Origin of the sequence: Streptomyces sp. ATexAB-D23, from assembly GCF_000373645.1 — a bacterium.
Taxonomy (GTDB): domain Bacteria; phylum Actinomycetota; class Actinomycetes; order Streptomycetales; family Streptomycetaceae; genus Streptomyces; species Streptomyces castrisilvae.
In genome coordinates, this window is record NZ_KB892062.1 from 1 (window position 1) to 4616 (window position 4616).

General features: G+C 67.8%; 4 protein-coding genes and 1 rRNA gene. 4 read left to right on the forward strand and 1 reads right to left on the reverse strand.

What is annotated here, in order from left to right; translation table 11 throughout:
• Together B082_RS37080 and B082_RS0131255 are read left to right on the forward strand one after the other, a co-directional pair.
• Positions 1–302: adenosylhomocysteinase (locus tag B082_RS37080; protein ID WP_018555729.1), on the forward strand; the 302-nt coding region annotated here is incomplete at its 5' end.
• 282 nt (positions 303–584) lie between these two features.
• Positions 585–1196, forward strand: a complete 612-nt coding sequence (locus B082_RS0131255; RefSeq protein ID WP_018555730.1) for a hypothetical protein — start codon at positions 585–587, stop codon at positions 1194–1196.
• A 389-nt stretch (positions 1197–1585) separates the two neighbouring features.
• Here B082_RS0131255 and B082_RS0131260 read toward each other — a convergent pair whose 3' ends face one another.
• Positions 1586–2626 (reverse strand): RDD family protein, encoded by a 1041-nt coding sequence (locus B082_RS0131260; RefSeq protein WP_018555731.1) that lies wholly within the window; start codon positions 2624–2626, stop codon positions 1586–1588.
• Between the two features lie 114 nt (positions 2627–2740).
• Here B082_RS0131260 and B082_RS0131265 point away from each other — a divergent pair, with 114 nt between their 5' ends.
• Together B082_RS0131265 and B082_RS0131270 are read left to right on the forward strand one after the other, a co-directional pair.
• Positions 2741–3748 carry a stage II sporulation protein M gene (locus B082_RS0131265; protein ID WP_018555732.1) on the forward strand — a complete coding sequence of 336 codons (1008 nt, stop codon included), beginning with the start codon at positions 2741–2743 and terminating at the stop codon, positions 3746–3748.
• A 677-nt stretch (positions 3749–4425) separates the two neighbouring features.
• Positions 4426–4616 (forward strand): 16S ribosomal RNA (locus tag B082_RS0131270); the annotation flags it as partial.

Sequence of the window (4616 nt, forward strand, 5' to 3'; positions counted from 1 at the left end):
GCAAGGTCCTGATCGTGCTGTCCGAGGGCCGCCTGCTGAACCTGGGCAACGCCACCGGCCACCCCTCGTTCGTGATGTCCAACAGCTTCGCGGACCAGACGCTGGCCCAGATCGAGCTGTTCACCAAGCCCGAGGAGTACCCGACCGACGTCTACGTGCTCCCCAAGCACCTGGACGAGAAGGTCGCCCGCCTCCACCTCGACGCCCTCGGCGTCAAGCTGACGACGCTGCGCCCGGAGCAGGCCGCGTACATCGGTGTCGAGGTCGAGGGCCCGTACAAGCCGGACCACTACCGCTACTGATCCACCGGGGACAGCCCGTAGGGACGGATCCCTTCCCTCAAGGCTGCCCCGGCACGGAACCCGTACCGCTCGACTCCGTACCGACTGCTCCCGCCATGTGCCGCGGTGGTCCGCCGGTGAACCGGTCACCGGCAGACCCCGCAGCCCGGGGCGATTCAGCAGTACCGGACACTCAGCAGTCCGGACCGATCAGCAGCAGCGACGGACGCAGGCCCCCGCACCCCCGTGTCGGGGGCCTGCGCCGTACCGCACCCGCACGACCCGAGGAACCCGAAGGACCCCATGCCCCGCGGCCGATATTCGCTCCACGATCTTCATGACCACACCCCCCTCGGCGAAGAACACTTCCACTGCGCGCCCGGCCCTTCCGGCTGGCGCTACATCTCCCAAACGACTGCCCCGTCCGGCAGTCACCTGGGATCCGTCGACCTCACCCTCGATGAACTCGGCCGCCCCATCCGTCTCGAACTCCATGCCGCCGACTGGCAGGTCCGCGGTGCCGCCCTCGAAGGGCTCACCTGGGTCCGTACCGACCCGACGGGTACTCACGCCACCGAAGGCAATGTCCGCGCCCACGCCTTCAACGGCACGTCCCCCGCCTTCCTCGTCGCGACCGCTCGTCTGCTGCGCCTCACCCCCACTTCTCCGGCAACCCGCGTCCGGGTCGTCACCTTCACGGATCCGGTCCTCGCCCCCCGCACGCTCGACCAGTCCTGGGCCCTGGTGAACAGTGAAGCGCACCCCACTGACAACGGACCCCTGAAGGTGGACGAATACCAGGTCAGCGCCCTGGACACGGGCGAGAGACACACCGTCCACCTGGCCGGGGACGTGGTTCTGTCGGCCCCCGGCATCGAGCTGGAGGAACTGGAGTCCCCACCCTCCGAGCGGTAGCCGGGCAGGAAGGGGAGTCACCCGCGAGCAGGGTTCGAGGCCGAGGGGGTGAACACCGACACGGAGGCGCCCGGAAGCTGCTGGAGGCCGGGGAGTTCGGGAAGTTCGGGGAACTGTTCAGGAAACCCGCTCGATGCAGTGACGGCCGCGGCCCGCAGCTGACGCGACACGACCTGGGCCGTGTCCGCAAAGTCCCGTCTGGCCTGCGACGCCTGGCGAGCGCTCTCGCCGCACCGGCCGAAATCCCGAGTACGTCCAGTACGAGGGATTCCGGCCGGCACGCCGAGGAGCGGGGTCTCCCCTGTTCGAGCGAAGCCGAGAACGTGGGGAATCACCGGACGCCGCAGGCCATGCCCTTCGGGCGTACGACGGGATTTCCCGGCTACCTCCTAGGCGGGCGGCACGAACCCGGTGGCGGATGGCCGTCCGGCCGCCCCTCCGGTACCGGCGGCCGCATCGGCGCCAGACCCCGGGGCTCCGTCAGGCACCATGCCGACGGGGCCAGGCACCATGCCGACGGGCGGACCGACGGCGGCCCCCGGGTGCCCAGGTGGTGTTACCGGGCCCGCCGGTCCGCCGGGAGACCGGCCGAACCCGCCACCCGGATCGCCGCCCACAGACGCTCCTCCCGGGAGGCTCATCGACGCGGGGCCGGCGGAACCACGGGTGGCCTCGCGGGCCGCGGCCTCCCACGCCCGTCGCGCGTCCCGCACCTGCCGCTCGTGCACCACGGCAGCCAGGTACGCGGAGGCCGGTACGCCTGCCGGAGCCGGGGTTCCGGTCCGCGCGGCGACCTCCTCGCCGAGCCGCTCCGCCATGCTCCGGCCCACCTCGGCGTCGAGTTGATGCATCCGCGTCAGGTACTGCCGCACCGCGAGCCACAGACCGTCCGGAACTCCTGTTAGATCCAGACCGGCGAATCGCCCGACCAGCCAAGGCGGAGGCGGCGGAACAGCCGTTGTCCGGCCCGCCGGCACCCGTTCCCGTACGACGAGCGTCCCCGCGAAGACGTCACCGAGCCGTCGGCCACGCGTCGACACCAACGACGCGATGGAGGCGACGACGCCGAGCGTCATCAGGATCTCCACGACCGCCATCGCCCCGCGCACCAGCGCGTGCCGGAACCGTATGGGGCCGCCGTCGTCCCGTACGACGCGCAGCCCGCAGGCCAGCTTGCCCAGCGAACGTCCGTGGCTGAGCGTCTCGACCGCGATCGGCCCACCCACAAGAACCAGCAGGAAGGCAGCGACGGACACCGCCGCGATGGCCGCTTCGTCCAGCGAGGCGGAGACGATGGCGAGACCGAAGGCCACCAGGCCGAACACCGTTCCCACCACGATCAAATCGATGGCCAGAGCCAGTGCCCGGCTCGGCAGTTTCGCCGGCCGCAGCCCCAGTACGACCGCGTCCCCGGTCACGAGCTCACTCATCGCCCCACCCCTCACCGAAGGCCCCTGCCCCGCGGGCCCACAGTCTGCCAAGCTGGCCCGCAACGCCGCAGTTGTACGGACCGGTACACACCCTGCCTGGAGCCGCAGCCGATCATGGACCTCGATGTCTTCGTCAACGCCCACCGCATCGAGTGGGACCGGCTGGACCACCTCCTGCGCCGCGGGCGCCGGCTGACGGGCGCGGAAGCGGACGAACTCGTCGACCTCTACCAGCGCGCGGCCACGCACCTGTCCCTGATCCAGTCCAGCGCCCCCGACCCACTGCTCGTCGCGCGGCTCACGCAGCTGGTGGCCCGAGCCCGTGCCACGGTGACCGGGACCCGCCGAGCGTCCTGGCGCGACGCGGCGCGCTTCCTCACCGCGGGATTCCCCGCAGCCGTCTACCGCTCCCGCCACTGGTGGATACCGACCGCCGTGGTCTCCACGCTCCTGGCCGCGCTGATGGGCTGGTGGATCGCCGCGCATCCGGAGGTCCAGGCGACCATCGCCGCTCCGGACGACCTCCGTCGCATGACGAGTCCGGGTGGCGAGTACGAGACGTACTACTCCAGCCACCCGGCGACTTCCTTCGCGGCACAGGTCTGGACGAACAACGCGCAGGCCGCCGCCATGTGCCTGGTACTGGGCGCGTTCCTCTGCGTCCCGGTGATCTGGATCCTCTTCGTCAACGTGGTGAACCTGGCGGTCGGCATCGGGCTGATGTCCTCGGTCGGCCGGCTCGACACGTTCCTCGGGCTGGTCCTTCCCCATGGCCTGCTGGAGCTGACGGCCGTCTTCGTCGCCGCGGGTACGGGCCTGCGCCTCGGCTGGACGGTCATCGACCCCGGTCCGCGGACTCGCCGTGCGGCCCTGGCACAGCGGGGACGGGCCGCCGTCGGCATGGCCGTCGGCCTGGCGCTCGTCCTGTTCGTCTCGGGGATCATCGAAGCCTTTGTGACCCCGTCAGGCCTTCCGACCTGGGCCCGGATCACCCTGGGCACAACTGCCGAGGCGCTCTTCCTCGCGTACGTCTATGTCCTGGGGGGCCGTGCCGCCCGAGCGGGTGAGGCGGGGGACGTGGACGCCGTCGAACGAAGTGCCGAGCTGCCGGTGGCCGCCTGATGTGCATACGCCGTCGCTGACCTGCTAGTCTCCTCCTCGCCCCAAAAAACCGTTGACACGGTGAAGTGGGGGAGGTAGATTTTAACGGTTGCCTCGAACTGGACAGGTTCGGGCCCCGGCAGTTAATATCTGTCTCGCTCCGGTCGGAAATCGAATTTCCGCAGAGCCATCGATTCCCAACCTCAGTGAGTTGAAGCCGATTAGGTCGGCCGAAATACTTCTGATAAAGTCGAATCAGCCGAAAGGCAAGGCCACTTCAACGGCCGCCGGAATTCAAATTCGAACCGGAAACGGAACGAAATGGATCTGGTAAGGTTGGAAACGCCGAAAGGCAAACAGTACGGCCCGCTTCGACCGGGAAATCGGACACGAAAGAGTCTGATAGAGTCGGAAACGCAAGACCGAAGGGAAGCGCCCGGAGGAAAGCCCCAGAAAATGTTCTGCGGGTGAGTACAAAGGAAGCGTCCGTTCCTTGAGAACTCAACAGCGTGCCAAAAGTCAACGCCAGATATGTTGATACCCCGGCCTGCTTCGGCAGGTTGGTGGTTCCTTTGAAAAGTCCTACGAGGTCACTGACCTGGTAGGCAATTACACAGCGAGGACGCAGTGGACGACGGGTCTTATTCCGACCTTGTTGTTCCGCTCTCGTGATGTGTGGTCCCGATTACGGGAAAACATTCACGGAGAGTTTGATCCTGGCTCAGGACGAACGCTGGCGGCGTGCTTAACACATGCAAGTCGAACGATGAAGCCNTTCGGGGTGGATTAGTGGCGAACGGGTGAGTAACACGTGGGCAATCTGCCCTTCACTCTGGGACAAGCCCTGGAAACGGGGTCTAATACCGGATAATACTTTCTCTCTCCTGGG

Bases quoted from the DNA above. Each gene is read 5' to 3' on its own strand.
- B082_RS0131255 (WP_018555730.1), top strand. From the start codon at position 585: ATGCCCCGCGGCCGATATTCGCTCCACGATCTTCATGACCACACCCCC.
- B082_RS0131260 (WP_018555731.1), bottom strand. From the start codon at position 2,626: ATGAGTGAGCTCGTGACCGGGGACGCGGTCGTACTGGGGCTGCGGCCG.
- B082_RS0131265 (WP_018555732.1), top strand. From the start codon at position 2,741: ATGGACCTCGATGTCTTCGTCAACGCCCACCGCATCGAGTGGGACCGG.